The organism is Methylobacterium sp. WL116 (assembly GCF_008039455.1).
Taxonomy (GTDB): domain Bacteria; phylum Pseudomonadota; class Alphaproteobacteria; order Rhizobiales; family Beijerinckiaceae; genus Methylobacterium.
Genome location: NZ_VRUV01000796.1, coordinates 1 through 1477, shown reverse-complemented (window position 1 = coordinate 1477; position 1477 = coordinate 1). Strand labels below are relative to the sequence as shown.

The window sequence follows — 1477 nt, the reverse complement described above, 5'->3', positions numbered from 1 at the left end:
TCGCGACGCGTCCGTGCAGCCCCTCGACGAGGCGGATCAGGTGCGATCCGTCGCCAGCGGGCATGTAGTCGATGACCCGGACCTCGCCCTCGCGGGTCCTGTGGTGGGTCTCCAGAACGAGGCTGCCGGACAGGGTGATCGCGTTGCCGTTCAGGCTGAGCGACAGCGGCACAATCAGGTCGGAGGGCGGCCCCGACAGCCCGAGCGCGCTCGCCAGCGCCAGCGGCGCCAGGATGTGCGCGGCGTCGAGGTAGCCGAGCGCCAGCCGGTCGCGCAGCGTCGCCCAGGACGGCTCGGCGGTAAGGTCGAGATCGAGCCCTTCGGCGCGGGCGAAGCCCATCTCGTGGGCGGCGATCACGGGGGCCGCGTCGCAGAGGGGCACGTAGCCCAGGTGAAGTCTCATCTGCGAAGTCTCATCGCGCCCTCATCCGAGCAGGTCGGCCGCGGTGACGATCGCCCGCGCGATGTCGGCGATCTTCCGCTTCTCGTTCATCGCCTTCTTGCGCAGCTGCTTGTAGGCCTCGTCCTCGGACAGGCCCTTCATGCTCATGAGGATGCCCTTGGCGCGCTCGATCAGCTTGCGGTCGGCGAGCTCGCCCCGCGCCTCCGACAGCTCCCGCTGCAGCCGCGAGAACGCGTTGAAGCGCAGGATCGCGATGTCGAGGATCGGCTTGATCCGCTCGGGCCGCAGGCCGTCGACGACGTAGGCCGAGATCCCGGCATCGACCGCCGCCTGCATCATTGTGGCGTCCGAGCGGTCGACGAACATCGCCACCGGCCGCTCGACGTGGCGCGCGACCCCCGACATCTGCTCCAGGATGTCGCGGCTCGGGCTCTCCAGGTGGATCACCACCACGTCGGGGGCGAGCGCGGCGACGCGCTCCATCAGGTCGGCGGTGTCGGCCATCACCACGACGCGGCCGATCCCGGCGGCGCGCAGGCCCTCCTCCAGGATCGCGGCACGCGCCCGGCTCGGATCGATCACGGCGACGGTGAGGCTGGTTTCGGTCATCGGGGCCCGGCGTTGGGCGGCAAACGGGGCAGCAAGTCGGAGCGTGGCCGCGACGCATGCCGCCGGCCGTGTCGCAAGGCAAGCGGCGTGCCCCGTTCCGGCGGAAGCGCCGCGCCGAGGCGCTCGCCCCGCGGCCCTGATCGCGCCGCGCAACCGAGCGGAAAGGAAACGGTCCAGCTTCCGCCGCAAATGCAGGGCACCTCTGTGGCCGTCGCGACGGTGCGGAGGTTCGAAGGATCGGATGTCGAAGCCAGACCCCTTCGCGGCCCTCGACGGTGGCGGTTCCGGCCGCCTCTCCCTCCCCTTCCTCCCGACCCTGGTGACGGCGCTCGTCCTCGGCGCGGGCTTCCGCGCGGCGGCCGAGGCCGATCAGGTTGTCGGCGTACCAGAACGTGCAGGGCAGGAACGCGCCCTCGTTGCCGGGCAGCCCGTCCGTGGTCTGCCCTTGCGTGTCGTAGCGCAGGA

Annotated in this window: 3 protein-coding genes; 1 reads left to right on the top strand and 2 read right to left on the bottom strand. The window is 71.4% G+C overall.

Annotation, left to right across the window (positions count from 1 at the left end; genetic code table 11):
• Together FV223_RS27415 and FV223_RS27410 are read right to left on the bottom strand one after the other, a co-directional pair.
• A partial coding sequence (locus FV223_RS27415; protein WP_147729848.1) for an ABC transporter substrate-binding protein occupies positions 1-403 on the bottom strand: 403 nt, incomplete at its 3' end.
• A 21-nt stretch (positions 404-424) separates the two neighbouring features.
• Complete coding sequence (locus FV223_RS27410; protein WP_147729847.1) at positions 425-1012, bottom strand: ANTAR domain-containing protein; 588 nt, start codon at positions 1010-1012, stop codon at positions 425-427.
• A 241-nt stretch (positions 1013-1253) separates the two neighbouring features.
• Here FV223_RS27410 and FV223_RS31330 point away from each other — a divergent pair.
• A partial coding sequence (locus tag FV223_RS31330) for a hypothetical protein (protein ID WP_210247531.1) occupies positions 1254-1477 on the top strand: 224 nt, incomplete at its 3' end.